This window comes from Micromonospora sp. BL1 (assembly GCF_003667485.1).
GTDB classification, from domain to species: Bacteria; Actinomycetota; Actinomycetes; order Mycobacteriales; family Micromonosporaceae; genus Micromonospora; species Micromonospora tulbaghiae.
Map to the genome: position 1 here is coordinate 1 of NZ_RCVK01000143.1, position 24,245 is coordinate 24,245.

Annotated in this window: 24 protein-coding genes; 6 read left to right on the forward strand and 18 right to left on the reverse strand. The window is 74.4% G+C overall.

From position 1 onward, the window contains the following. Positions 1-6: 6 nt before the first annotated feature. From EAD96_RS03705 to EAD96_RS03730, 6 genes are read right to left on the reverse strand one after another with little or no spacing between them, the layout of a single operon-like run. Complete coding sequence (locus EAD96_RS03705) at positions 7-1,794, reverse strand: gamma-glutamyltransferase family protein (protein WP_121683263.1); 1,788 nt, start codon at positions 1,792-1,794, stop codon at positions 7-9. A gap of 11 nt (positions 1,795-1,805) precedes the next feature. After that, positions 1,806-2,843, reverse strand: coding sequence for an ABC transporter ATP-binding protein (locus tag EAD96_RS03710; RefSeq protein ID WP_121683264.1), 1,038 nt, complete (start codon positions 2,841-2,843; stop codon positions 1,806-1,808). Continuing rightward, on the reverse strand, positions 2,840-3,817 hold the full coding sequence (locus tag EAD96_RS03715) for an ABC transporter ATP-binding protein (protein WP_121683265.1): 978 nt from the start codon (positions 3,815-3,817) through the stop codon (positions 2,840-2,842). The genes EAD96_RS03710 and EAD96_RS03715 overlap by 4 nt, the downstream gene beginning before the upstream one ends. Further along, positions 3,814-4,695 carry an ABC transporter permease gene (locus tag EAD96_RS03720; protein WP_121683266.1) on the reverse strand — a complete coding sequence of 294 codons (882 nt, stop codon included), beginning with the start codon at positions 4,693-4,695 and terminating at the stop codon, positions 3,814-3,816. The genes EAD96_RS03715 and EAD96_RS03720 overlap by 4 nt, the downstream gene beginning before the upstream one ends. Next, positions 4,692-5,636 (reverse strand): ABC transporter permease, encoded by a 945-nt coding sequence (locus tag EAD96_RS03725; protein WP_120569970.1) that lies wholly within the window; start codon positions 5,634-5,636, stop codon positions 4,692-4,694. Before EAD96_RS03725 ends, EAD96_RS03720 begins: the two co-directional genes overlap by 4 nt. Continuing rightward, positions 5,636-7,174 carry an ABC transporter substrate-binding protein gene (locus tag EAD96_RS03730; RefSeq protein WP_121683267.1) on the reverse strand — a complete coding sequence of 513 codons (1,539 nt, stop codon included), beginning with the start codon at positions 7,172-7,174 and terminating at the stop codon, positions 5,636-5,638. The genes EAD96_RS03725 and EAD96_RS03730 overlap by 1 nt, the downstream gene beginning before the upstream one ends. Positions 7,175-7,353: 179 nt before the next feature. Here EAD96_RS03730 and EAD96_RS03735 point away from each other — a divergent pair, with 179 nt between their 5' ends. Genes EAD96_RS03735 through EAD96_RS03745 form a run of 3 tightly spaced genes read left to right on the forward strand, consistent with a single transcriptional unit; the run spans position 7,354 to position 10,809 of the window. Continuing rightward, positions 7,354-8,982 carry an isovaleryl-CoA dehydrogenase gene (locus tag EAD96_RS03735; protein ID WP_121683268.1) on the forward strand — a complete coding sequence of 543 codons (1,629 nt, stop codon included), beginning with the start codon at positions 7,354-7,356 and terminating at the stop codon, positions 8,980-8,982. Between the two features lie 4 nt (positions 8,983-8,986). Further along, positions 8,987-9,814 carry an MOSC domain-containing protein gene (locus tag EAD96_RS03740; protein WP_121683269.1) on the forward strand — a complete coding sequence of 276 codons (828 nt, stop codon included), beginning with the start codon at positions 8,987-8,989 and terminating at the stop codon, positions 9,812-9,814. Continuing rightward, positions 9,811-10,809: a PQQ-binding-like beta-propeller repeat protein gene (locus tag EAD96_RS03745; protein WP_121683270.1), complete on the forward strand. Its 999-nt coding sequence runs from the start codon at positions 9,811-9,813 to the stop codon at positions 10,807-10,809. Before EAD96_RS03740 ends, EAD96_RS03745 begins: the two co-directional genes overlap by 4 nt. Here EAD96_RS03745 and EAD96_RS03750 read toward each other — a convergent pair. Continuing rightward, positions 10,796-11,365 carry a GNAT family N-acetyltransferase gene (locus EAD96_RS03750; protein WP_121683271.1) on the reverse strand — a complete coding sequence of 190 codons (570 nt, stop codon included), beginning with the start codon at positions 11,363-11,365 and terminating at the stop codon, positions 10,796-10,798. The genes EAD96_RS03745 and EAD96_RS03750 overlap by 14 nt on opposite strands. Before the next feature lie 34 nt (positions 11,366-11,399). Between EAD96_RS03750 and EAD96_RS03755 the strand changes: the two genes are divergently transcribed. Continuing rightward, the gene (locus tag EAD96_RS03755) at positions 11,400-12,608 is read left to right on the forward strand and encodes a MalY/PatB family protein (protein WP_121683272.1); all 1,209 of its coding nucleotides are present in this window, start codon (positions 11,400-11,402) and stop codon (positions 12,606-12,608) included. Between the two features lie 14 nt (positions 12,609-12,622). Here EAD96_RS03755 and EAD96_RS03760 read toward each other — a convergent pair whose 3' ends face one another. Continuing rightward, entirely contained in the window at positions 12,623-13,714 is a 1,092-nt protein-coding gene (locus EAD96_RS03760) for a winged helix DNA-binding domain-containing protein (RefSeq protein ID WP_121683273.1), read from the reverse strand. 20 nt (positions 13,715-13,734) lie between these two features. Then, positions 13,735-14,313 (reverse strand): DinB family protein, encoded by a 579-nt coding sequence (locus EAD96_RS03765; protein WP_121683281.1) that lies wholly within the window; start codon positions 14,311-14,313, stop codon positions 13,735-13,737. A gap of 86 nt (positions 14,314-14,399) precedes the next feature. On the opposite strand from EAD96_RS03765, the gene EAD96_RS03770 reads away from it, so the two are divergent. Continuing rightward, positions 14,400-15,404, forward strand: a complete 1,005-nt coding sequence (locus EAD96_RS03770) for a YafY family protein (RefSeq protein WP_121683274.1) — start codon at positions 14,400-14,402, stop codon at positions 15,402-15,404. A gap of 17 nt (positions 15,405-15,421) precedes the next feature. Here the strand turns inward: EAD96_RS03770 and EAD96_RS03775 are convergent, their stop codons facing one another. The 5 genes from EAD96_RS03775 to EAD96_RS03790 form a co-directional block, all read right to left on the reverse strand. Continuing rightward, entirely contained in the window at positions 15,422-15,733 is a 312-nt protein-coding gene (locus EAD96_RS03775) for an NIPSNAP family protein (RefSeq protein WP_121683275.1), read from the reverse strand. A gap of 33 nt (positions 15,734-15,766) precedes the next feature. Beyond that, a complete protein-coding gene (locus EAD96_RS03780; protein ID WP_121683276.1) occupies positions 15,767-16,300 on the reverse strand; it encodes a flavin reductase family protein in 534 nt (177 codons plus the stop codon). Positions 16,301-16,335: 35 nt separating this feature from the next. After that, on the reverse strand, positions 16,336-17,556 hold the full coding sequence (locus EAD96_RS03785) for a YeiH family protein (protein ID WP_121683277.1): 1,221 nt from the start codon (positions 17,554-17,556) through the stop codon (positions 16,336-16,338). Then, on the reverse strand, positions 17,556-17,702 hold the full coding sequence (locus tag EAD96_RS31135) for a hypothetical protein (protein ID WP_162959099.1): 147 nt from the start codon (positions 17,700-17,702) through the stop codon (positions 17,556-17,558). Before EAD96_RS31135 ends, EAD96_RS03785 begins: the two co-directional genes overlap by 1 nt. 102 nt (positions 17,703-17,804) lie before the next feature. Continuing rightward, positions 17,805-18,596, reverse strand: coding sequence for a TetR/AcrR family transcriptional regulator (locus EAD96_RS03790; protein WP_121683278.1), 792 nt, complete (start codon positions 18,594-18,596; stop codon positions 17,805-17,807). Positions 18,597-18,819: 223 nt separating this feature from the next. On the opposite strand from EAD96_RS03790, the gene helR reads away from it, so the two are divergent. Further along, positions 18,820-20,991, forward strand: a complete 2,172-nt coding sequence (helR, locus tag EAD96_RS03795) for an RNA polymerase recycling motor ATPase HelR (RefSeq protein WP_121683279.1) — start codon at positions 18,820-18,822, stop codon at positions 20,989-20,991. Positions 20,992-21,038: 47 nt separating this feature from the next. Here the strand turns inward: helR and EAD96_RS03800 are convergent, their stop codons facing one another. The 4 genes from EAD96_RS03800 to EAD96_RS03815 all read right to left on the reverse strand — a co-directional run. Continuing rightward, on the reverse strand, positions 21,039-21,848 hold the full coding sequence (locus EAD96_RS03800) for an ABC transporter permease (RefSeq protein ID WP_120569983.1): 810 nt from the start codon (positions 21,846-21,848) through the stop codon (positions 21,039-21,041). Beyond that, the gene (locus EAD96_RS03805; protein ID WP_121683280.1) at positions 21,845-22,813 is read right to left on the reverse strand and encodes an ATP-binding cassette domain-containing protein; all 969 of its coding nucleotides are present in this window, start codon (positions 22,811-22,813) and stop codon (positions 21,845-21,847) included. Before EAD96_RS03805 ends, EAD96_RS03800 begins: the two co-directional genes overlap by 4 nt. 66 nt (positions 22,814-22,879) lie before the next feature. Beyond that, positions 22,880-23,527 carry a response regulator transcription factor gene (locus EAD96_RS03810; protein ID WP_121683282.1) on the reverse strand — a complete coding sequence of 216 codons (648 nt, stop codon included), beginning with the start codon at positions 23,525-23,527 and terminating at the stop codon, positions 22,880-22,882. Beyond that, a partial coding sequence (locus tag EAD96_RS03815) for a sensor histidine kinase (protein WP_233585412.1) occupies positions 23,527-24,245 on the reverse strand: 719 nt, incomplete at its 5' end. The genes EAD96_RS03810 and EAD96_RS03815, both read right to left, overlap by 1 nt.

A 24,245-nucleotide genomic window follows, 5' to 3' on the forward strand; every position in this document is an offset into this window, starting at 1 on the left:
GGCGGGTCAGCGGCCTGTGGCGTAGCCCTGGGCGCCTCGGGGGTTCGCCGCGGCGGACAGGACTCCGGTACGCGGGTCGCGGGTCACGGCGCACATGCGGCCCAGGCTCCACGGGTCGGACAGGCGTACGGTGTGGCCGCGGGCGCGCAGGCCCGCCAGGACGTCGCCGTCGATCCGGTCCTCCAGCACCAGCACGCCCGGCTCGACCTCGCGCGGGTAGAACGACGCCGGGAAGCTCGTCGTGTGCCACGTGGGGGCGTCGATCGCCTCCTGCAGCTCCTGCCCGCCCGCCAGGTGCCGCAGCAGGAACAGCAGCTGCCACTGGTCCTGCTGGTCCCCGCCCGGCGTGCCGCAGGCCATCACCGGCTCGCCGTCGCGGAGCACCAGCGTCGGGCTGAGCGTGGTACGCGGACGGCGTCCCGGCCGCAGCGTCGACGCGAGCCCCTCCTCCAGCCAGCACATCTGCAACCGGCTGCCGAGCGGGAAGCCCAGCTCCGGGATGGTGGGTGAACTCTGCAGCCAGCCACCGCTGGGCGTGGCGGAGATGATGTTGCCCCACCGGTCCACCACGTCGACGTGGCAGGTGTCGCCGCGAGTCACTCCGTCGGCCCGGACCGTGGGTTCGCCGGTGCTCGGGTCCTGCGGGACGGCCCGCCCGGCGGCGTGGTCGCGCAGGTGCGACGGCAGCCGGGGCGACTCACCCGCCGGGCTGCCGGGGCGCAGCGACGTGTCGGCGCGGTCACCGACCAGCGCGGCCCGCGAACGGGCGTAGCCGGCCGACAGCAGCGCGGAGCCCGGCACGTCGGTGTCGCCGTACCACGCCTCCCGGTCGGCGAACGCGAGCTTCAGCGCCTCGGCCTGCGCGTGGATGCCGTCCAGGCGGGACGGGTCGTAGACGGCCGGGTCGTCGAGCGCGTCCAGGATCGAGAGCGTCTGGAGCAGCACCGGGCCCTGGCCCCAGAAGCCGGTCTTGGCGATCGTGTGCCCGTGCCAGTCCAGCGTGACCGGTTCCTCCCAGGTGGCCGACCATCCGGCCAGGTCGTCGCCGGTGACCAGCCCGGCGTGGGCACGGCCGCTGGAGTCGCGGAACGGCAGCCGGCTGAACGCGTCGATCGCCTCGGCGACGAAACCCTCCCGCCAGGCGCGCCGGGCCGCCTCGATCTGCGCCTGGCGGTCCGTACCGGCGGCCCGTCCGGCGTCGACGAGGCGGCGCAGCGTGTCCGCGTACGCCGGGTTGGTGACCATCTCCCCCGGCGCGGGCGGGCGGCCGTCGCGGAGCCAGAGGCGCGCGGACGTCGGCCAGTGGTCGGTGAACAGCGACCGGACCCGCGCGACGGTCTGCCCGGCGGCGCCGACGAGCGGGTGGCCGGCGGCGGCGTAGCCGATCGCCGGTTCCAGCACCTCGGCGAGCGTGCGGGTGCCGTGGTCGCGCAGCAGCAGGAGCCAGGCGTCGACAGCGCCCGGCACCACGGCGGCGAGCGGGCCGGCGCCGGGCACGAGGTCCAGGCCGAGCGAGCGGAAATGCGCCACGGTGGCGGCCGCCGGGGCCGGTCCCTGGCCGCACAGCACCCGTGGCGTGGGGTTGGTCGCGGTGGCGAGGATCGCGGGCACCTCGCCGGCCGGGCCGTTGAGGTGCGGCTCCACGACGTGCAGCACGAACCCGGCGGCGACAGCGGCGTCGAAGGCGTTGCCGCCGCGTTCCAGCACGCCCATCGCGGACTGGCTGGCCAGCCAGTGCGTGGACGAGACCATGCCGAACGTGCCGCGCAGCGTCGGCCGGGTGGTGAACGTCATCGGCGGTGAGCCTACGCCGTGCCGGCGGCGTCGGCGCGCGTCGTCGCGCCCTCCTCCCCCGGGCCGCCGTCGCGCTCGCCGACGAGCGGGAACAGGCACGCCGCCTCGTGGCCCGGGCCGACCTCGGCGAGCGCCGGATCGGTCTCGGCGCACGCGGGGCGGGCCTGGGGGCATCGGGTACGGAAGCGGCAACCGCTCGGCGGGTCCACCGGGCTGGGAATGTCGCCGGTGAGCACGATCCGGCGGCGCTCCCGTTCGACGCGCGGATCGGCCACCGGCACCGCCGACAGCAGCGCCGCCGTGTAGGGGTGCGCCGGGCTCCGGTAGATCCGCTCGGGTGGGCCGGTCTCGACGATGCGGCCCAGGTACATGACCGCGATCCGGTCGCTCATGTGCTCGACGGCGGCCAGGTCGTGCGCGATGAACAGGTAGGTCAGCCCGAGGTCGCGTTGCAGGTGCCGGAGCAGGTTCATGATCTGCGCCTGCACGCTCAGGTCGAGCGAGGCGATCGGCTCGTCCAGGACGATCAGGTCCGGCTCCCCGGCCAGTGCCCGGGCCACGCCGACGCGCTGGCGCTGGCCGCCGGACAGCTCGTGCGGGTAGCGGCCCGCCGTGTCGGCGCGCAGGCCGACCAGGTCCAGCAGCTCCGCGACCCGGGCCCGCCGGGCGGCGGCGGACGCGGCGAGCCGGTGCACGATCAGCGGCTCGGCGATGCTGTCACCGACCGTCCGGCGTGGATCCAGCGACGCCTGCGGGTCCTGGAACACCATCGCGACGTGGCGCCGCGTCGCCCGCAGGCGGCGGCGCGACCAGCGGGTCACGTCCTCGCCCGCCACCCGGACCCGCCCGGCGGTCGGGTCGACCAGCCGCAACAGCGCCAGACCGGCTGTGGACTTGCCGCTGCCCGACTCGCCGACCAGCCCGAGCGTCTCACCCCGGCGTACGGCGAGACTGACGCCGTCGACCGCGCGGACCGTTCCGGCCGGGGTCGGGAAGTGCACCTTCAGGTCGTCCAGCTCGGCGACCACGTCCGAAGTGTCGGCGCTCATCCGGCTTCTCCACGGTAGAAGGTGCGGACCGTGTGCCCGTCGCCGACCGGCGTCAGCGGGGGCAGTTCGTGCTCGCAGCGGGGATCGGCGCGCACCGGGCAGCGTGGCCAGAACGCGCAGCCCGGGGGCAGGTCCAGCGGGCTCGGCGGCGACCCGGGGATGGCCACCAGGTCCTCGCCGCGCCGGGACGGGTCCGGCCGGGCCGCCAGCAGCGCCCGGGTGTACGGGTGCGTGGGCGTGTCGAACACCGCGTCGACCGGGCCCTGCTCGACGATGCGTCCCCCGTACATGACCGCGACGGTGTCCGCGATGCCGGCGACCACGCCCAGGTCGTGGGTGACCCAGACGACGGCGGTGCCCAGCCGCGCCTGGAGGTCGGCGACCAGTTCGATGATCTGCGCCTGGGTGGTGACGTCGAGCGCCGTGGTCGGCTCGTCGGCGATCAGCAGGTCCGGCTCGCAGGCGAGCGCCATGGCGATGGCGACGCGCTGGCGCATGCCGCCGGAGAACTGGTGCGGGTACGCGTCGACGCGCCGCGCCGCCGACTGGATGCCCACCAAGTCCAGCAGCTCCACCGCCCGGTCCCGGGCGGCCCGGCGGGTCAGCCCGAGGTGTTCCTCCGCGGCCTCGGTGACCTGCCGGCCCACCGGCAGCACCGGGTTGAGCGAGGTCATCGGGTCCTGGAAGACGAACCCGACGTGCCGGCCGCGTACCTTGCGGCGGCGGTCGTCGGGCAGCGCGGTCAGCTCGGTGTCGAGCAGCCGGACCCGGCCGGTGACGGTGGCGGCACGTGGGGCGAGGCCGGTGGCGGCGAGCAGCGTCATGCTCTTGCCGCTGCCCGACTCGCCGACCAGGGCGAACGTCTCCCCCGGCCGCACCTGCCAGGACACCCCGGCGACGGCGCGCACCGGGCCGCGGCGGGTGCCGACGGTGACGGTGAGGTCGTCCACCGACAGCACTGTCGAATGGCTCATGGGGTGCTCCTGCGGGCCTCGCCCAGGGTGAGCTGGCGCGGGTCGAGCACGTCCCGCAGCGCGTCGCCGACCAGGTTGAACGCCAGCACGGTGAGGAAGATCGCCGCGCCCGGGAACACGCCCAGCCACCACGCGTCGGTGACGAAGCCGCGCCCGTCGAACAGCATCCGGCCCCAGGCCGGCGCGGGCGGCTGGATGCCCAGGCCGAGGAAGGACAGCGCGGCCTCGGAGAGGATCGCGAACGCCAGCGACAGCGACGTCTGCACGATCAGCGGCGCGGCGATGTTCGGCAGCACGTGCCGGCGCATGATGCGCAGGTCGGACGCGCCGATGGAGACGGCGGCCCGGACGAACACCTGCTCCCGTACGGACAGCACGCCGGCGCGGGTGATGCGGGCGAAGATGGGCGTGTAGACCACTCCGATGGCGACCATGGCGGTGAGCAGGCCGGGGCCGAGCACCGCCACGATCGCCACCGCCAGCAGCAGCACCGGGAACGCGAACAGCACGTCCATGCACCGCATGAGCACGCTGTCCAGCCAGCCCCGGTAGTAGCCGGCGAACAGCCCGAGCGTCACGCCCGCGACCAGCGCGATGCCGACGCTGACGGCGCCGACCTGAAGCGAGACGCGGGCGGCGACGAGCACCCGGCTGAGCACGTCGCGGCCCAGTTCGTCGGTGCCGAACGGGTGCGCGCCGCTGGGTGGGCGCAGCATCTGGTCCACGTCGACGTCGTTGACGCCGGCCGGTGCCAGCCATGGGCCGGCCACGCCCACCACGACCAGCAGCACGAGCACGATCGTGCCGCCGACGGCGAGCGGGTCGCGGCGCAGCGCGTCGAGGACGCGGCGTCCGGTGCTCTCGGCCGTGGCGCTCACTTGACCGTGATCCTCGGGTCGAGGCGGGCGTAGAGGATGTCCACCAGCAGGTTGACCAGCAGGAACAGCGCCGCGACGAGCAGCACCGCGCCCTGCAGGACGGGATAGTCGCGGGCCTGCACGGCGTCGAAGGTGAGCCGCCCGATGCCGGGCCAGGCGAACAGCACCTCGATCACGATGACGCCGCCGAGCAGGCTCGCGAGCTGCACCGCGACCACGGTGACGACCGGGATGAGCGCGTTGCGCAGCACGTGCCGCAGGATCACCACCCGGTTGCGCAGCCCCTTCGCCTCGGCGGTGCGCACGTAGTCGGCGGAGAGCACCTCCAGCACGGAGGAGCGGATGAACCGGGTGAGGATCGAGGCGGTGACCAGGCCGACGGTGACCGCCGGCAGCGCCACGTGGGTGGCCCACCGGCCCGGGTCGTCGGTCAGCGCCACGTAACCCGAGGGGGGCAGCCAGCCGAGCACCCCGGCGAACAGCAGGATGCCCATGATGCCCATCCAGAAGTCCGGTACGGAGACGCCGAACTGGCTGAACACGCGGGCCGCGTGGTCGACGGCGGAGCCGCTGCGTACCGCCGCGACGATGCCCAGCGGGAACGCGACGAGCAGCGCGAACACCACGGCGGTGACGGCCAGTGACAGCGTGGCGGGCAGCCGCTCCAGCACGATCGCGCTCACCGGCTGGCCGGTGCGGAAGCTGACTCCCAGGTCACCGGTGAGCGCGTGCCCGAGGTAGCTGACGTACTGCACCGGCAGCGGCTGGTCGAGGCCGGCGCGTTCCCGCAGCGCCTCGTACGTCTGCGGGTCGAACCGGGTGCCGAGCGCCACCCGGACCGGGTCGCCCGGCACCAGTTGCAGCAGCAGGAACACCACAAGGGTCACACCGACAAGCACGACCGCCGACTGGAGTACCCGTCGCAGGACGAAGCGGGCCATCACTTGGCCAGGGCGACCGACCGGAACCGGATCGCCCGGTCGGTGCGCACGTCGTAGCCGGAGACCTTCTTCGACCAGCCCTGCACCACGTCCGGGTTGTAGAGGTAGAGGTAGCTGGCGTCGTCGACGATCTGCTTCGCGGCCTGCTCGTACGCCTGCTTGCGGGCGCCCTGGTCGGTCTGGGTGCGGGCGTCGTCCAGCAGCTTGTCGACCGCCGGGTTCTTGTACTTGTGGAAGTTGAACGTGCCGCCGCTGTGGTGCTGGGCGTAGTAGAACTCGTCCGGGTCGATGTTGCCGAGCCAGCCGAGCATGAACCCGTCGAAGTTGCCCTTCGCCTGCTCGTCGAGCCACTGGGCGAAGTCCAGCGTACGGATCTTGACGGTGATGCCGACGGCCTTGAGCTGCGCGGCGATGACCTGCGCGGCGGTGACCGTCTCCGGGTACTCGCTGGTGACCATCAGGTCCATGGTCAGGTTGCTCACGCCGGCCTGGCCGAGCATCTGCTTCGCCTTGCCCGGGTCGTGGCTGTAGGGCGCGTAGTCGTAGTAGAACGCGCTCGCCTTCGGGATGGCGGTCTGGTTGACGGTGGCCAGCCCGAACTTCGCCGCCTTGGTGATCGCCTCGCGGTCCAGCGCGTACCCGATCGCGCGCCGCACCTCGGGGTTGTCGAACGGCTTGCGGGCCTCGTTGAGCGCCACGTACCAGTAGTCGGTCGACGGCGCCGACTTCACCGTGATGTCGCCGTCGTCCTTGAGCGAGCCGACCTGCTGGGGCGGCAGGTTGTCGGTCCACTGGACCTGGCCGCTGCGCAGGTTCTGCAACGCCACAGTCGGGTCCTTGACGAAGGTGAACGTGACGCCGTCCAGCTTCGGCTTCTCGCCCCAGTAGGAGTCGTTGCGCACCAGCTTCACGCTGTCGCCGGAGGTGTAGCCGGCCACCTTGAACGGGCCGCTGCCCACCGGTGCGGTCTTCACCTTGCCGGACTCGACGTTGGACTTCTCCACGATCGCCACGCCCTTGAACCCGCCGAGGTTCGCCAGCAGGTTCGGCGTGGGCGCGCTCAGCGTCACCACCACCGTGGCCGGGTCGGGCCCGGTGACCGACTTGACGGTGGCGAACTTGTACGCGTTGTTCAGCTTCTCCTTGATGATCCGCTCGAAGGAGTAGACGACGTCCTCGGAGGTCAGCGGCGACCCGTCGGAGAACGTGACGCCCTCGCGCAGCGTGAACGTCCAGGTGAGCTGGTCGGCGCTGGTGGTCCACTTCGTCGCCAGCGACGGCACCATCTTCAGGTCGGCGTCCGGCTCGACGAGCGTGTCGTAGACGTTCTCCAGCACCTGGAAGCTGTAGTACGCGGAGGTCTTGTGCGGGTCGAGCTGGTCCGGCTCGCCGCCGATCGCGGCGTTGAGGACCCCGCCGGCGCCGCCGGCGTTCCCCCCGCCGCCGACGTCGACCGCCTCGCCGCCGGTGCATCCGGACAGGACGCCGACTGTCAGTGTGAGTGCGGCGCCGAGCGCGCCGAGCTTCTTCCTGGACACAGGCCCCCCTAGCGACTTCCCGGACAAAAGAAAGTTTCGGCGAGTCTTCTCTCCGAGCCGGATCATGTCAAACGAATCCAGCCAAATTGACTTGTCGTCGAGTGCTTGCCGGTGCGGAGTGAACGGTGGTTCAATCCGGGCCCCGACCTGATCCGCCACCAGCGCTGGGAGTTGCCGCCGTGACCACACACGAGGTCGTCAACCAGGTCCCGCCGATGGTCGGCCACGACACCGCCGACGACCCGGCGCTGTGCGACGGCGTGGCCCGCGAGGGCGCCGGCTGGGCGCTGCCCGGGCTGCACGAGCTGGGCCGGCTCGCCGGTGGTGAGGAGGCCGCCGAACACGGGCGGCTCGCCAACGAGCACCCGCCGGTGCTGCGCACCCACGACCGGTACGGCCACCGGATCGACGAGGTGGAGTTCCACCCGTCCTGGCACGAGCTGATGCGTACCGCCGTCGGTCACGGCCTGCACGCCGCGCCGTGGGCCGACGACCGGCCGGGCGCGCACGTGGCCCGCGCGGCCGGCTTCTACCTGTGGCGACCCGACGCCGGGCACGGCTGCCCGATCTCGATGACGTACGCGGCAGTGCCCGCGCTGCGGCACAGCCCGGACCTGGCCGCCCGCTACGAGCCGCTGCTCACCACCCGCGAGTACGACTTCGGGCTCCGCCCGCCGCAGACCAAGCGCGGGCTGCTCGCCGGCATGTCGATGACCGAGAAGCAGGGCGGCTCGGACGTCCGCGCCAACACCACCACGGCCCGGCCGGAGCCGGACGGCAGCTACCGGCTCGTCGGGCACAAGTGGTTCACCTCGGCGCCCATGTGCGACCTGTTCCTCACCCTCGCGCAGGCGCCCGGCGGCCTCACCTGCTTCCTGGTCCCCCGGGTGCTGCCCGACGGCGGCCGCAACCCGATGCGGCTGATGCGGCTCAAGGACAAGCTCGGCAACCGCTCCAACGCCTCCGCCGAGGTCGAGTACGAGCACGCGGTGGCGTGGCGCGTCGGCGACGAGGGCCGGGGCGTGCGCACCATCATCGACATGGTCAACCTGACCCGGCTCGACTGCGTGATCGGCGCCGCGGCCGGGATGCGCCACGGCGTCACCACCGCCGTGCACCACGCCACCCACCGGCGGGCGTTCGGCGACTACCTCGCCGACCAGCCGCTGATGCGCAACGTGCTGGCCGACCTGGCCGTCGAGTCCGAGGCCGCCACAGTGCTGATGATGCGGCTGGCCGGGGCGACCGACCGGTCGGCGCGCGGCGACGACGGCGAGACCGCGTTCAAGCGCCTCGCCCTCGCCGTCGGCAAGTACTGGGTGTGCAAGCGCTGGCCGGGGCACGCCGCCGAGGCGCTGGAGTGCCTGGGCGGCAACGGCTACGTGGAGGAGTCCGGCATGCCGCGGCTGTTCCGCGAGTCGCCGCTGAACTCGATCTGGGAGGGCTCCGGCAACGTCGCCGCGCTGGACGTGCTGCGCGCGCTCACCCGGGAACCGCAGGTGCTCGCCGCGTACGAGGCGGAGGTGGCCGCCGCGGCCGGCGCGGACGCCCGGCTGGACGCCGCGGTGCGCCGGGTGCGCGACGAACTCGCCGACCACACCGACCTGGAGCTGCGCGCCCGGCGGGTGGTGGAGCGGCTGGCGCTGGTGCTCCAGGGCGCGCTGCTGGTGCGCCACGGCCACCCGGCGGTCGCCGACGCGTTCTGCGCCTCCCGGCTCGACGGCGACCACGGTCAGGCGTACGGGACGCTGCCGGGCGGGCTGGACCTCGCAGCGATCATCGACCGCGCCACCCCGAAGATCGGCTGAGGGCGTGGTGACGCGACTCGCCTCGGTGCACCTGTACCCGGTCAAGTCCCTCGGCGGCGTCGACGTCGACCGGGCCGACGTCGAGCCGTGGGGGTTGCGTCACGACCGCCGCTGGCTGGTGCTGCGCCCCGACGGCGGCAAACTGGGCTCGACCGCCCTGCCCGCGCTGCTCGGCGTGACCGCCGCCCCCGGCGCCGGGTCGATCACGCTCACCGCCCGCGACGGGTCGTCGCTGACCGTCGCCGAACCGGTGGACGGGCCGCCGGTCGCCACCGACGTGTCCCGGCTGGACACGGTCCGGCTCGCCACCGACGAGGCCCACGACTGGCTCTCCGCGCGGCTGGGCCGGCCCGTACGGCTGGCCTGGCTGGACGACCCGCGCCGCCGGCCGATGTCGGCCGAGCACGGCGGCGGGCCCGGTGATCCGCTGAACCTGTCCGACGCCGGACCGCTGCTGGTGGCCACACTGCCGTCGCTGCGGCGGCTGCGGGACTGGATCGTCGAGGGCGCGCTGGAACGCGGCGAGCCCGCGCCGGAGCCGCTGGCGATGGCCCGGTTCCGGCCGACTGTGGTGCTGGACGGGCCGGTCGAACCGTTCGCCGAGGACGGCTGGACGCGGGTGCGCATCGGCGCGGTGGACTTCCGGGTGTCCGAACGCTGCGACCGCTGTTCGGTGACGCTCATCGACCCGGAGACCCTCGCCGGCGGGAAGGAGCCGATCCGCACGCTGGCCCGGCACCGGCGCCACGACGGGAAGACGTGGTTCGGCGTCCGCCTCGTGCCGCTGAGCACGGGCGAGATCCGGGTCGGAGACGAGTGCGAGGCGACATGACCCCTCCCGGCGCGCGGCGGGTCCGGGTGCGGTGGAGCAGGCCGTCACACCTGCGTGGCCCGCAGGCCGTCGCGGTGGCGTCCGGGTACGTGGTGGCGCACGAACGCGCCACCCGCCTGGTCGGGCTGGACGCCGCGACCGGCGACACGCGCTGGGACGTACCGCTGGGCACCTGGCCCCGGGCGGTTGTCGCGGCGGGCGAGCGGTGCTGGGCCCTGCCGCAGAACCGGGACGAGGTGGACTGCCTCGACCTGCGTACCGGCGCGCTGGTGTGGCGCGCGGCGGTCCCGCCGTACACCGGTCATCTCGTGGTGGCCGGGGACACGGTGCTGGTGGGCGGGTGGCGCGGGTACACCGCGCTGCGGGCGCTGCACCGGGAGAATGGGACGCTCCGGTGGACCACCGCCGCGCGGGTGGCCACGGTACGGCCCGTGGTGACCGGCGGCGTCGTCGTGGTGGGCGCTCCGGGCGCGTCCGAGCTGCGGATGCTCGACCCCGGCGGCGGCGCCGAGGTGCGTCGGCTCGCCCTGCCCGAGCCGCTGGCGGACAGCGACGACCGGCCCGCCCTCGTCGCCGTCGACGACGATCACGTGCTGCTCCGGTGCGGCCCGCGCACGATCCGGCGGGCCCCCGTCGGATCCGGCGACGGCGAGGAGTTCTTCCGCGCCGAGGCCGGCCTCACCCCGGACGCGCCGTGCGTCACCGGCGCCCTCGCCTGGGTACGCGACAGCCGGGGCGGCCTGACCGCCGTCGACCTGACCACCGGCGGTGTCCACCGGCGCGTGGGTGCGGGTGACCCGCCGGTCCCCGGCGTGGTGGCGGCCGGCCACCGTCACGTGGTGGCGCGCCGGTCCGGCACCCTCCTGTACATGGACGACGACGGCGTCCACGAGAGGACCACCCCGCTACGCCGGATCGACTCCCTGCACGCCCTCGACGCGGACACCGTGCTGCTCGCCGGGGCGGGTGGACTGAGCGCGGTCAGCCCGGCCTGACCGGCCGGGACCGCCACTCGTCGGCCAGGATCGCGTGGACGAGCTGGTCGGCCCAGCCGCCCCGGAACCGGTAGCTGCGCACGTGCCGCGCCTCCCGCCGCATGCCGAGCCGGGCCATCAGGCGCGCCGACGGCTCGTTGTCCGCGTGGCAGCGGGCCACCACCCGGTGCAGCCCGAACCCGCCGAAACCCCAGTCCAGCAACGCGCCGGCCGCCTCCGTGGCCAGCCCCCGGCCGCCGTGGTCGGGGTGGAAGACGTACCCCAGCTCGGCGGTGCGGTCCGACGCGCTGCGCCACACCAGCTCGACCGCGCCGATCACCCGCGCACCGCGCACCACGGCGAGCGTCAGGCAGTCGCCCTCCGCGCGCAGCGCGTCCTCGCCGGTCATCGCGGTCACCGACGCCAGGGACTCCGCCAGGGTACGCGGTGCGGCGCCGGCCATCCAGCGGACCACGTCCGGGCGGCGCTGCCAGGCGTGCACGTCGTCGAGGTCGCCGAGCGTGACCGGGCGCAGCAGCAGCCGGGGCGTGCGCAGCGGGTACGCCGGGTGGGTCATCGGGCGATCGTAGGAGGAACCTAGGGTGGGCCGCATGGTCGTTTCCGCCGACGACGGCAACCCGCTCACCCAGCTCACACTCGACCAGCTCCGGCAGCGCACCAGCGTGAAGTGGCGGCTGTACCCGCCGGACGTGCTGCCGCTGTGGGTGGCCGAGCAGGACGTGCCGCTGGCGCCGCCGGTGGCCGAGGCGCTGCGCCGGGCGGTCGAGCTGGGCGACACCGGCTACGCGTACGGCACCGCGTACGCCGAGGCGGTCGGCGGGTTCGCCGCGCAGCGGTGGGGCTGGACCGACTTCCCGGTCGGCCGCACCTCGCTGGTGCCGGACGTGATGATGGGTACGGTCGAGGTGCTGCGCCTGGTCACCGGCCCCGGTGACGCGGTGGTGGTCACTCCTCCGGTCTACCCGCCGTTCTACGCGTTCGTCACAAGCGCCGGGCGGCAGGTTCTCGAGGCGCCGCTCGGCGCGGACCAGCGGCTCGACCCGGCCGCGCTGGAGGAGGCGTTCCGGCGGGCCCGTGCGATCGGCGACCGGCCGGCGTTCCTGCTCTGCAACCCGCACAACCCGACCGGTGTGGTGCACCGGCCCGACGAGCTGGCCACGGTCGCCGAGCTGGCCGCCCGGCACGGCGTACGGGTGGTGGCCGACGAGATCCACTCACCGCTGGCGCTGCCCGGCGTGCGGTTCACCCCGTACCTGACGGTGCCGGGTGCCGAGAACGCGTTCGCGCTGGTGTCGGCGTCGAAGGCGTGGAACCTGGCCGGGCTCAAGGCGGCGCTGGCGGTCGCCGGGCCGGACGCGGCGGACGACCTGGCCCGGATGCCGGAGGAGGTCAGCCACGGCCCCAGCCACCTCGGGGTGCTCGCGCACACCGCCGCGTTCCGGGCCGGTGGGCCGTGGCTGGACCGGCTGCTCGACGGCCTGGACGCGAACCGGGCGCTGCTCGGGTCGCTGCTGGCCGAGCACCTGCCCACTGTGTCGTGGCGGCCGCCCGAGGGCACGTACCTGGCCTGGCTGGACTGCCGGCGCCTCGGCGTGCCCACCGAGGCGGGCGACGGGCCGGGGGTGGCGAGCGACCTGGCCGGTCCGGCGCGGATGTTCCTCGACCGGGCGCGGGTGGCGCTCAGCTCCGGGCACGTCTTCGGCGCCGGCGGCGCCGGGTTCGTGCGGCTCAACTTCGCCACCTCCCCCGCCGTGCTCACCGAGGCGGTCACCCGGATGGGCCGCGCCGTACGCGACTGACCGGCAGCCCACGGTCAGCTCGCGGCGACGCGTACCCCCTGGTTGTCGCCCTCGGACAGGAACGACGCCAGCGCGGCGCCCTCCTCGGCGGCGGCCGCGCGCTCGGCGCGGGTGAACGCGCGCAGCGGCGTGATCACCACGACGCCCGCGTCGACCGTCCAGGTGGCGGCGACCCGGCCGTCGACGAGCACGAACCGGGCCCCGGCGACGGAGAGGTTGCGGTGGGCGTCGTCGATGATCCGGCTGCGGTCGTGGTAGCCGAGCACGGCGTTGTCGAAGGCGGGCAGGAACCGTACCGGCGCGGGGGTGTCCGGCTCGGGCCGCGGCGCGCCCGGCAGGTCGAGCAGCGTCCGGCCGCGCGCGTCCCGGAAGGCCACCAGCTCGTCGCGGACCGCGGCGACCGCCGCGGGCAGCCCGGCGAGGCCGCACCAGGCGCGCAGGTCCGCCGACGCGGCCGGGCCGAACGCGGCCAGGTAGCGCCGCACCAGCGCGCGCCCGGCCGGGTCGTCGCCGTCCGGCCCGGCCGGGTCGGCGTCGCGGCCCAGCCACCGGTCCAGAGCGACGGTACGGACGCCGGCCGCGGTCCGCCACAGCCCGCGCGGCGGCGCCTGCACGGCCGGTACCAGCGCGAGCACGATCTCGCCGAGCGCCCGGCGGTCGGTCGCCGGCCAGCGCGCGGCGAGCGCCCCCACGATCTCGGCGGTGGTGCGCGGCTCGCCGTCGGCCAGGACGTCCCGGGCCGCCGCGGCGAGTTCGTCGAGGTCGACCCCGTCGAACTCGCCGCGGTAGACACCCAGCACCCGCTGCCGCAGCATCGCGTCGTGCCGGGACCGCCAGGCCAGCACGTCGTCCGCCGCGAGCAGGTGCACGGTGCGGCGCATCAGGTGGGTACGCACCAGGCGGCGGCGCACCAGCAGGTCCGACAGGACCGCCGGGTCGAAGGCCCGCAGCCGCGACCAGAGCCCGACGTACGGCTCCTGGGGCTCCTGGGCCTGCAACCCGCACAGGTGCTCGACCGCGCCGGCCACCGGCAGGGCGGCGCGGTCGAGCAGCAGTTGCCGGGCGAGCGTCGCCCGGTTGAGCGCGCGCCGGTCGAGCACCGTCACGGCTTCGTTCTCCGGCCGGCTCAGGTGGTGGTGCGGCCGTCGATGCTCTCGCGCAGGATGTCCGCGTGCCCGGCGTGCTGCGTGGTCTCGGCGATGACGTGGATCAGCACCCGCCGGACGCTGCGGACCGAACCGGGCTCGTTCCACGGCGCGTCGGGCACCGGCCAGGTCGCCGACAGGTCCTCGACGCCGGCGACGATCTCCTCGGTACGCGCGGCGATGCGGGCGTACCGGTCCAGGATCGCCGGCAGCGTGTCCTCGGGCAGCATCTGGAAGTCCCGCCCCCGGTCGATCGCCCACTGCGGCAGCTCGCGGGCCCGGCCGGACATGAAGTCCTCCCAGGTGACGCCCTCGGGCATGGCGAAGGACATCACCGAGGGGCCCTCGACCACGAACCGCAGCCACGCCTCCTCGGTGGACGCGACGTGCTTGATCAACCCGCCCAGGCAGAGCGCGCTGACGGTCGGCTTCTGCCCGGCCTGCTCGTCGGTGAGGCCGCGCACCGTGTTGATCAGCATGTTCCGGGCGTCGGCGAGCTCGGCCAGCAGGTCGGCCCGCTCGGCGTCGAGGGTGGTGGGGGTCGTGGTGGTGCCGGTCATCGTCATCGGTTCCTTCCGGTCCTGATCGGGTACGGGTCCACCCTCGCAGGCGTAGCGGTCAGGAAGTGTCCTCTTCTCGCGGCAGAATGCGTGTCGTGCCGAAGACTTCCGCCCGACTGCTCTCGCTGCTGTCCCTCTTGCAGGCGCGACGGGACTGGCCGGGCTCGCTGCTCGCCGAACGGCTTCGGGTCAGCCCGCGTACCGTGCGCCGCGACGTCGACCGGCTCCGCGAGCTGGGTTATCCGATCGAGAGCGCCAAGGGGCCGGACGGCGGCTACCGGCTGGGTGCCGGTTCCGCGTTGCCGCCGCTGCTCTTCGACGACGAGCAGGCGGTCGCGCTCACCGTGGCGCTGCAGACCGCCGCCGGGGGCGTGACCGGCATCGAGGAGGCGGCCGCGCGGGCGCTGACCACGGTGCGGCAGGTGATGCCCGCGCGGCTGCGGCACCGGGTGGACGCGCTGCGGGTGGTGGACGCGCAACGCGCCGGCACGCCCGCCCGGCACCGGGTGGAACCGGCGCTGCTGATGACGTTGAGCGCCGCCGTGCACGCCCGCGAGGAGCTGCGCTTCGACTACGAGGCGGTGTCCACCGCGCCACCGGATCCGGACCGGCCGCCGCGCCGGGTACAGCCGCACCACCTGGTCACCTGGGGTGGGCGCTGGTACCTCGTCGCCTGGGACCTCGACCGCGACGACTGGCGCACGTTCCGGGTCGACCGGATCAGCCCGCGTACGCCCACCGGCCCCCGGTTCACGCCCCGCGAGCTGCCCGGCGGGGACGTGGCCGCGTACGTCGCCGGCCGGTTCAAGGGCGCCACCGGGCCGGGTGACTGGCCCTGCCGGGGCGAGGTGATCCTCGACCTGCCCGCCCGCGTGGTGTCCGGGTGGACCCGCGACGGGATCGTCGAGGAACTGGGCCCGGACCGCTGCCGGCTGGTGCTCGGCGCCTGGTCGTGGCCCGGGCTGGCCGCCGTGCTCGGCCGCTACGACGCCGACATCGAGGTGGTCGGGCCGCCGGACCTGCGCGAGGCGTTCGCCCGCCTGGCCCGCCGCTACGCCGCCGCGGCGGAGCCCCCGGGCCCGCCTCGGTAGCCGGGCCGGTCGGGGTGTCAGCCGGTGGGCAGGAGCGGACGCATGAACGTGCGCTCGTACCGCAGGACGCAGCCCGACTCGTCGCGGATCCGGTCGGCGGCGACGAACTCCGGGTCCACCCCGAACCGGGCGCGGTACTGCTCGTACGCCGCCAGGCTCTCGAAGCTGAACAGCGCCTCGGCCCGGTCGCTGGCGCCCTCGGCGGGCAGGAAGTAGCCGTGGTGCACGCCGCCGTGCCGTGCCACCAGCCGCATCCAGGCGCGGGCGAAGCGCTCGAACGCCTCGATCTGCGCGGGGTCGATCGTGTAGTGCACGACGCAGGTGATCACGCGGCCACGATAGCGACGCCCGGCCCCGGGCGCTCAGGCCGCGGAGCGGCGGTCGCCGGGGTCGGTCGTGTCGGCGAGCCCGGCGTACCGCCCCCGGTGGTAGAGCAGCGGCGAACCGACGTCGGCGTGCCGCAGCAGTTCCGGTTCGGCCAGCACGACGGCGTGGTCCCCGACGACGACCCGGTCCACCACCCGGCACAGCAGCCAGGCCAGCGTGTCGTCGAGGATGGGCACCCCTTCCGGGCCGGGCCGCCACCGGGTCGGCTCGGCGAACCGGTCGATCCCGCTGGTGGCGAACCTCCGGGCCACCTCGTGCTGGCCGTGCCCGAGCAGGTGCACACCGACGTGCCGCGCCCGGGACACCACCGGCCAGCTCGACGAGCCCAGGTCCAGGCAGAACGAGACGATCGGCGGTCGCAGCGACACAGCGGTGAACGAGGTGGCGGTGAACCCGGCCGCGGGCGGTCCGGCGGCGGTGACCACCGTGACGGTGCTGGCCTGGTGGCGCAGCAGCGTCCGCAGCGCGTCGGCGTCGGCGTCGACCGGGGTGTCGGCGGGCTCGGGCACGGCGTTCCTCCAAGGTGTACGGGGACGGACGGCGGTCAGACCGTGAAGCCGTGGAACAGCACCGACGCCAGTCCGAGGGCCAGCACCAGGTTGAACACGGTCGCGGCGCCGAACACGGTCACCGGCCGCCAGCCGGCCTCGCGCAGCGACGACACGCGGACCTCCAGGCCGATGCTGACGAAGGCCAGGATGAGGAACCAGACCCGCAGGTCGGTGACGATCGCCATGGTGGCCTTGCCGTCCGCCCCGGCCGCGTCGAGGTACCAGGTGGCGATCACCGAGGCGGCGACGAACCCAAGGACGAACTTCGGGAACCGGCGCCACAGCTCGCCGAGCCCGGGGCGCGGCGCGTCCGGGCGGCGCTCCACGCGCAGCGCGAAGTACGCGGTGAGCGCCACCGCGACCACGCCCATCAGCGCGTTCTGGGTGACCTTGACGATGCTGGCGATCTGGAGCGCGTCCTCGCCGGCGAGCGCGCCGGCCGCGGTGACGGCGGCGGTGGTGTCGATGTTGCCGCCGATCCACGCGCCGGCGACCGCGTCGGAGAGGCCGAGCACGTCGGCCAGCCACGGCAGCAGGAAGATCGACGGCAGCGCGAACGCGATGACCAGGCTGGCCGTGTACGCGAGCTGTTCGCGGCGGGCCCGTACCGCACCGGCGGCGGCGATGGCGGCGCTGACTCCGCAGATCGACACCGCCGAGGCGAGCAGTGCCCGCAGCTTCTCGTCCAGGCCGAACCGCCCGGCCAGCCACCAGGTGAACAGGAACACGCCGCTGATCAGCAGCAGCGCCTGGGCGATGGCGGGCCCGGCGGCGCTCCCGATGACGGCGAGGTTGATCGAGGCGCCGAGCAGCACCAGACCGGTCTTGATGAAGAACTCGGTACGGAACGCGGCGGAGATCCGGTCCCGCAGCCCGGTCACCGTGACGACCAGGTTGCCGAGCAGGCCGAGCAGGATCGCGTAGACCGGGTACTCGACCGCGCCGGCCACGTCCTCGATGGCGCTGCCCTCGGCCCAGACCGGCACGTTCTGTTCGAGGTACCGGGTGAGCGCGGCGAGACCCAGCACCACCAGCAGGCCCAGGCCGGTCCAGGCCCAGAACGCGCCGGTGCGCAGGTCGGCCCGGGGTGGCGCGACCGCGGGCGTACCGGCGGGTCGGTCCACCGGGGTCGCGGCGGCCGGGGCATCCGCGGTGGAGGCCGCGGGCGGCCCGGCGGCGGTGCTGCGGACGGCGGGTTCCGGGGCGGCGGCCATCACGGCACCAGCCCGGCGGGGATCGCACCGGCCAGCACCAGGAGCAGCAGCGCGAGGCCGAGGACGGTGGCGGCCCAGTCCTCGCTGAAGGCGAGCCGGGACGTGCCTGCGGTGGGCGGTTCGGGTGGCGTGGGCGCGTTGCTCATGAGGGGCTCCTACGGGTACGCGCGGGCGACGGAGGGCAGCCGGAGGCGACGGGTGACGGGGGATCATCGACCCAGTGAGAGTTTCCTACTTAACTAGTAGGATTACAAGGTCTTCCCGGGCTCCGGCTCGTCGGCGGCGCGGGCGGCCACCACCACCGAGATGCCGTCGAGCACCCGCTGGAGACCGAACTCGAAGGCGTGGTCCGGTCCGTACGCCCCGCCGTGCGCCATCCCGGCGGCGGTGCCGACCCGCGCGGCGAGCGGAAAACTGCCGGCGGTCATGAACTTCTCCAGCCAGGGGCCGTGCGTCTGCCACCACTGGTCGTCGGTCATCCCGGTCTCACGTTCCAGCTCGGCCACGTCCAGCGCGCCCCGGGCCGCGTTCTTGGCGTGCCCCAGCAGGAGCGTGAGAACGGCGTCCATCTCCACGTCGTCGAGCCCGATGTCTGCGACCGCGTGCAGTTCGTAGTCGTACTTGGCGAGCACGTTCGGGCCGAGCACCGGCCGGGTCGTCTCGGCGCGCAGCAGCCACGGGTGGGCCCGGTAGAGCGCGAGGTTGTCCCGGGCGATGCGCTCGAGCCGGCCGCGCCAGCCGCCCGGCACGTCGGCCGGGCGCGGCAGGTCACCGAGGACGGTGTCCACCATGACGTCGAGCAGTTCCGCCTTGCCCGGCACGTACGTGTAGACGGACATGGTGCCGACGCCGAGCGCCTCGCTGACCCGGCGCATGGTGAGCGCGTCGAGGCCCTCGGCGTCGGCGATCTCGATCGCGGTGCGCACGATCCGGTCGACGCTGAGGCCGGGACCGGCGCCGCGGCTGGCCGGCTCCCGGGTACGCCAGAGAAGGGCCAGGCTGCGGGCGGGATCGGCCTTGCGCCGGCGCTCCTTCGACATGGTGCCGTCATCCTACCGGCCGCGCCGGGCACCGGCGGCCGGCGGGACGCCGGAAGGGAGAGCCCGAGAATTGTCCGCGCAAAAAGAATGGCGGGTTCTCCCGCCACTACCAACATATAGCGCACCCCCGGTCTTGCCGCAAGACCCGGGTGACGGCGCACAATTGCCGGCCGTAACCCATTGCCGAGGCATTCGAAAAGCCGCGAAGAGCGGAGGCTCGGCCGTGCCCGTGATCGGAGACGAGTTGAATCTGCCCACCACAAGCGTTTTCGATCTTCCTGAGCGTCTGTCGGCGAAGGCCGACCCGGACCTGATCGCCGCCGACGAGCGGCACTTCGCCGCCATCGCGGACAGTCTGCGCCGCTCGATCGCCGACCTGACCGACCGGCTCGACGCGACGCGACGGGCCGCGGGCGGCCGGGGCCGGCAGGCGGTCGACCGGGACCAGGAGGTCCGGCGGCTGAGCGCGCGCCTGCGTACGCTGCGCCGTTACGGCCTGGACCTGTGCCTGGGCCGGATGGTCGCCGCGGACGGCGCGGCCCCGGTGTACGTGGGCCGGCTCGGCCTGACCGACGGCGCGGGCGGCCGGCTGCTGCTGGACTGGCGCTCCCCCGCCGCCGAGCCGTTCTTCGGCGCGACCCACGCCGACCCGATGGGCCTGGTCAGCCGCCGCCGATACCGGTGGAGCGGAGGCCGGATCACCGACTACTGGGACGAGGTGTTCACCGCCGACGGTCTGGCCGGGCACGCCGCGCTGGACGACCAGTCGGCGTTCATCGCCAGCCTCGGCGCGACCCGGTCGGCGCGGATGCGCGACGTGCTCGGCACCATCCAGGCCGACCAGGACGCGATCATCCGGGCCGGTTCCCGGGGCGCGCTGGTGGTCGACGGCGGTCCCGGCACCGGCAAGACGGTGGTGGCGCTGCACCGCACCGCGTACCTGCTGCACGCCGACCCGCGGCTGGGCGAGCGCCGGGGCGGGGTGCTGGTGGTCGGGCCGCACCAGCCGTACCTGAACTACGTCTCCGACGTGCTGCCCAGCCTGGGCGAGGAGGACGTGCAGATCTGCACCCTGGCCGACCTGGTGCCGGAGGGCGCGGCGGCGGCGCCGGAGACCGACCCGGAGGTGGCCCGGCTGAAGGCGTCCGCGGACCCGGTGCGGGCGGTCGACGCCGCGGTCCGCTTCTACGAGGAGCCACCCACGACCGGGATGACTGTCGGTGTCGGGGACGCCGAGCTGGGGCTGACCGCCGACGACTGGAGGACGGCGTTCGAGGCGGCCGGGCCGGGCGTCCCGCACAACGAGGCCCGTGACGACGTGTGGGAGGAACTGCTGACGATCCTGGTGGAGAAGTACCGCGGCGACGAGCCGGAGGAGGCGGTGCGCCGGGCCCTGGGACGCGACCGCGAACTGGCCACCGCGTTCGGCCGGGCGTGGCCGCTGCTCGACCCGCTCGACGTGGTCGCCGACCTGTGGTCGGTGCCGGCCTACCTGCGCCGGTGCGCACCCTGGCTGAGCGTCGAGGAGATCCGTACGCTGCGGCGGGCCGACGCCCGGGCGTGGACGGTGGCGGACCTGCCGTGGCTGGACGCGGCCCGGCGGCGGGTCGGTGACCCGGAGGCGTCGCTGCGGCGGCGCCGCGACGAGGCGGTGCTGGCCGCGCAGCGCGTCGAGATGGACACGGTGGTCGACGCGCTGATCGCGTCGCACGCCTACGACGACGGCGAGGGTCTGATGACCATGCTGTACGGCGAGGACATGCGGACCAGCCTGGTCGACTCCAGCGCGCTGAGCGCGGCGGATCCGGACCTGCTGGCGGGGCCGTTCGCGCACGTCGTGGTGGACGAGGCGCAGGAGCTGACCGACGCGCAGTGGCAGATGCTGCTGGCGCGCTGCCCGTCGCGCAGTTTCACGGTGGTCGGTGACCGGGCGCAGGCGCGGCACGGGTTCACCGAGTCGTGGCCGGAGCGGCTGGCGCGGGCCGGGTTCGACCGGGTCGAGGTGGCGACGCTGACCGTCAACTACCGCACCCCCGCGCAGGTGATGGCGGCGGCCGAGCCGGTGATCCGGGCCGTCCTCCCGGACGCCAACGTGCCCACGTCCATCCGCGACGGCGCCCCCGTGCGGTACGGCGACCGCGCCGAGCTGCGCGCGGTGGTGAACGGCTGGCTCGCCGCCCACGCCGAGGGCGTCGCGTGCGTCATCGGCGATCCGGCGTTCCCGGCCTCGGACCGGGTCCGGTCGCTGAGCCCGGTGCTCGCCAAGGGGCTGGAGTTCGACCTGGTGGTGCTGGTCGACCCGGAGTCGTTCGGCGACGGGATCGCCGGGGCGGTGGACCGGTACGTCGCGATGACCCGGGCCACCGGCGAGCTGGTCGTGCTCACCGGGCCGTGACCGGCGCCCCCGGGGGGCGGCACGCTGCCGCCCCCCCGGGGTCCGGCTCAGCGGCTCAGCGCCCGGTAGCGGCGCAGCGACAGCGGCAGGAACACCGCGACCAGCACCAGCGGCCACAGCACCGCCAGCAGCGGGTGGTGTGCGGCCACCCACGAGTCGCCGCCCCAGCCGGGGTTGCCGAACAGCTCCCGGGTGGCCCCGACGGTCGCGGACAGCGGGTTCCACTCGGCGACCGCGCCCAGCCACGCGGGCATGGTGGACGGCGCCACGAACGCGCTGGACAGGAAGCCGAGCGGGAACTCCAGCGTCTGCACGGCGGTGACCGCGCTCTGCCCCTTCACGGTCAGGCCGAGGAAGATGCCCACCCAGACCAGCGCGAACCGCAGCAGCAGGATCAGCCCGAGCGCGGCGAGCGTGTCGCCGAGGTCGCCGCGCGCCCGCCACCCGACCGCCAGGCCGACACCCAGCATGACCGCGAGCGTCACCACCGCGAACATCAGGTCGGCGGCCGCGCGGCCGAGCAGCGGGGCCAGCCGGGACACCGGCATTGACCGCAGCCGGTCGGTGACGCCGCGGTCCAGGTCCGCCGAGACCGCCATGGTGGTCATGCTGATGCCGAAGACCATGGTCATGGCGAACATGCCCGGCATCAGGAACTCGCGGTAGCTGCCGCCGCCGGGCACCTGGAGCGCGCCGCCGAACAGGTACGCGAACATCAGCACCATCAGGATGTCGAAGCCCAGCGAGCCGATCAGCGGGCCGGGCTCGCGCCGCCAGTGCGCCAGCGCGCGCCCGGTGAGCGTCAGGCCGTCACCGGCCAGGGACGGGCGCCGGGCCGGGGTCACCGTCGCGGTCACGCGGTCACCTCCACGCCGGCACGGGCGGCGGACGGCACGCCGGTGAGCTGGAGGAACACCTCGTCCAGTGTGGGTCGCCGCAGCGCCACGTCGGCCACGCCGACGCCGTCGGCGTCGAGTGCGCGCAGCACCTCGGTCAGCGCGCCGGCCCGGTCGCCGACCTGGGCGCTGACCGCCCGCCGGTCCGGGTCGACCGCCGGTTCGGCGTGGGCGACCGCGCGCAGCCGTCCGGCGGCGGTGGCGAGGTCGGCGACGTCGCGGACGACCAGTTCGATCCGGTCGCCGCCGAGGCGGGACTTCAGTGCGTCCGGGGTGCCCTCGGCGATCACCCGGCCGGCGTCGAGCACGCAGACGCGGTCGGCGAGCTGGTCGGCCTCGTCCAGGTACTGCGTGGTGAGCAGCACCGTGGTGCCGGCGCGCACCAGGTCGCGTACCGCCTCCCACACCTCGTTGCGCCCGCGCGGGTCGAGCGCGGTGGTCGGCTCGTCGAGGAACAGCACCGACGGCGCGAGGATCATGCCGGCGGCCAGGTCGAGCCGGCGGCGCATGCCACCGGAGTACGTGCGTACCGGCCGCCCGCCGGCGTCGGCGAGCCCGAACCGGTCGAGCAGTTCGGTGGCGCGCCGTCTCGCAGTGGCCCGGTCCAGGTGGAACAGGCGGCCGAAGATGACCAGGTTCTCCCGCCCGCTCAGTGCCTCGTCCACGGCCGGGTGCTGCCCGACCAGGCCGATGCGGTGGCGTACCCGATCGGCCTGCTCCGCCACGTCGAAGCCGGCGACCTCGGCCCGCCCGGCGTCGAAGCGCAGCAGCGTGGCCAGGATGCGGACGGCTGTGGTCTTGCCGGCGCCGTTCGGGCCGAGCAGCCCGCACACGGTGCCGGGTGGCACCCGCAGGTCGAATCCGTCCAGCGCGGCCGTGTCCCCGTACCGCTTGCGCAGGCCCTCCGCGAGGATCGCGTGTTCCACGTGTGTGCCCCCTCCGTCGACGAGGGCACTAACGTACAACGTACGGTATGGCGTCCGCCAATGATTTCAGTCGACGATGCGGTGCTCCCACGCCCAGACCGCGATCTCGGTACGGTTGCGCAGGCCGAGCTTCGTCTGCACCGCGGAGACGTGGCTCTTGACGGTGCTCAGCGAGATGAACAGCTCGGCACCGATCTCCAGGTTGGTGCGGCCCCGGGCGATCTCGCGCACCACCTCGATCTCCCGCTCGGACAACGCCGGGCGGCTGTCGTCGCGGGGTGGTGCGGGCGGGGTCAGGTGGCGCAGCAGCCGGACCGTCACCGACGGGGAGACCAGCGCGTCGCCCTGGTGCGCCGCCCGGACCGCCTCCACCAGCAGGGCCGGTCCGGCGTCCTTGAGCAGGAACCCGGCCGCTCCGCCGCGCAGCGCGCCGTAGACGTACTCGTCCAGGTCGAACGTGGTGACCACGACGACGCGCAGCGGGTCGGCCACCCCGGGCCCGGCGAGCGCCCGGGTCACCTGGAGACCGTCGAGCCGCGGCATCCGGATGTCCACCAGGCAGACGTCGGGGCGCAGCCGGCGGGCCTGGGCGACCGCGTCGACGCCGTCGGACGCCTCGGCCACCACCGAGATGTCCGGCTGGTCCTCCAGGATCAGCCGCAGCCCGCCGCGGACCATCGCCTGGTCGTCGGCGAGCAGCACCCGGATCGTCATCACGCCCTCCCGTTCGGCACGACCGCCCGCACCGACCACCCGGAGTTATCCGGGCGGGGACCGGCGCGCAGCGTGCCGCCGAGGGCCTCGACGCGCTCGCGCAGGCCGATCAGGCCGTATCCGTCCCGGGACCCGGCGGGCGCGCCGGACGCGTCGTCGGTCACCTCGACCACCACGGCGTCCGGCTCCCGCGCCACGTCCACAGTGACCTGGGCGGCGTGCGGCGCGTGGCGGGCCACGTTCGTCAGCGCCTCCCGGACGATCCGGTGCACGGTGCTGGTGACCTCCGGCGGCCAGGCCGTCTGTTCCGGCAGCCGCAGCCGCACCGGCGGGCCCTGCCGGCGGAACCGCTCGACAAGTTCCTCGATCTGCTCCGTACCGGCCGAGGCCGGCGGCGCGTCAGCGGTGTCCCGCAGCAGCCCGACCAGGCGGCGCATGGCCCGCATCGCCTCGCCGCCGGCCGCCTCGATGCCGGCCAGCGACTCCGTGGCGCGCGCCGGATCCCGGCGCCCGACCAGGTGGGCGGCCTGCGCCTGCACCACCATGCCGGTGACGTGGTGGGCCACCACGTCGTGCAGTTCCCGGGCCAGTTCCAGCCGCTCGTCGCGGCGTACCCGCTCGGCGGTGATCTTCGCCCGCTCGTCGAGCAGCCGCAACGTGAGCCCGGCGGCGACCCCGCCGAGCCAGCACAGGGCGTTGAGCGCCACCACCCCGGACC

Bases quoted from the DNA above. Each gene is read 5' to 3' on its own strand.
- EAD96_RS03745 (WP_121683270.1), top strand. From the start codon at position 9,811: ATGACCCCTCCCGGCGCGCGGCGGGTCCGGGTGCGGTGGAGCAGGCCG.
- EAD96_RS03755 (WP_121683272.1), top strand. From the start codon at position 11,400: ATGGTCGTTTCCGCCGACGACGGCAACCCGCTCACCCAGCTCACACTC.
- EAD96_RS03770 (WP_121683274.1), top strand. From the start codon at position 14,400: ATGCGTGTCGTGCCGAAGACTTCCGCCCGACTGCTCTCGCTGCTGTCC.
- EAD96_RS03765 (WP_121683281.1), bottom strand. From the start codon at position 14,313: ATGACCGGCACCACCACGACCCCCACCACCCTCGACGCCGAGCGGGCC.
- EAD96_RS03810 (WP_121683282.1), bottom strand. From the start codon at position 23,527: ATGACGATCCGGGTGCTGCTCGCCGACGACCAGGCGATGGTCCGCGGC.
- EAD96_RS03710 (WP_121683264.1), bottom strand. From the start codon at position 2,843: ATGAGCGCCGACACTTCGGACGTGGTCGCCGAGCTGGACGACCTGAAG.
- EAD96_RS03750 (WP_121683271.1), bottom strand. From the start codon at position 11,365: ATGACCCACCCGGCGTACCCGCTGCGCACGCCCCGGCTGCTGCTGCGC.
- EAD96_RS03725 (WP_120569970.1), bottom strand. From the start codon at position 5,636: ATGGCCCGCTTCGTCCTGCGACGGGTACTCCAGTCGGCGGTCGTGCTT.
- EAD96_RS03705 (WP_121683263.1), bottom strand. From the start codon at position 1,794: ATGACGTTCACCACCCGGCCGACGCTGCGCGGCACGTTCGGCATGGTC.
- EAD96_RS03785 (WP_121683277.1), bottom strand. From the start codon at position 17,556: ATGGCCGCCGCCCCGGAACCCGCCGTCCGCAGCACCGCCGCCGGGCCG.
- EAD96_RS03715 (WP_121683265.1), bottom strand. From the start codon at position 3,817: ATGAGCCATTCGACAGTGCTGTCGGTGGACGACCTCACCGTCACCGTC.
- EAD96_RS31135 (WP_162959099.1), bottom strand. From the start codon at position 17,702: ATGAGCAACGCGCCCACGCCACCCGAACCGCCCACCGCAGGCACGTCC.
- EAD96_RS03790 (WP_121683278.1), bottom strand. From the start codon at position 18,596: ATGTCGAAGGAGCGCCGGCGCAAGGCCGATCCCGCCCGCAGCCTGGCC.